The sequence below is a fragment of the Mesorhizobium sp. M2E.F.Ca.ET.209.01.1.1 genome, assembly GCF_004010375.2.
Taxonomy (GTDB): domain Bacteria; phylum Pseudomonadota; class Alphaproteobacteria; order Rhizobiales; family Rhizobiaceae; genus Mesorhizobium.
Genome location: NZ_SADP02000913.1, coordinates 1 through 310 on the forward strand (window position 1 = coordinate 1; position 310 = coordinate 310).

1 protein-coding gene is annotated in these 310 nt (G+C 63.5%); it reads left to right on the forward strand.

Going from position 1 to position 310, the window contains the following annotated elements; genetic code table 11:
• Positions 1-60: 60 nt before the first annotated feature.
• Positions 61-310 (forward strand): thiamine pyrophosphate-dependent enzyme (locus tag EN852_RS38460; RefSeq protein WP_246694573.1); only part of this gene is annotated, 250 nt, incomplete at its 3' end.

Sequence of the window (310 nt, forward strand, 5' to 3'; positions counted from 1 at the left end):
TAGATCGGCTTTTCCGGATAGAGCTCGGCGCATTGGCCGCCGGGACGGTCGAGAATGTCGATCAGATGGCATTTCATGTCGAGAAGGCCGAGCTCGGATTTCGACAACCCCGACTATGTCGGCTTCGCCCAGGCCTGCGGCGCGAAGGGCTACCGCGTCGAGACGCTGGAAGAATTCGAAGCCGCGCTCGACGACGCGATGGCGCTCGGCAAGCCGGCCGTCATCGGCGCCCACATCACCAGGCTGGCGTTGCCGCATTACATCGCCTCGGCCGGGGGTCTTCTCAAGGGCGTCGGGGAGATGATCGAAA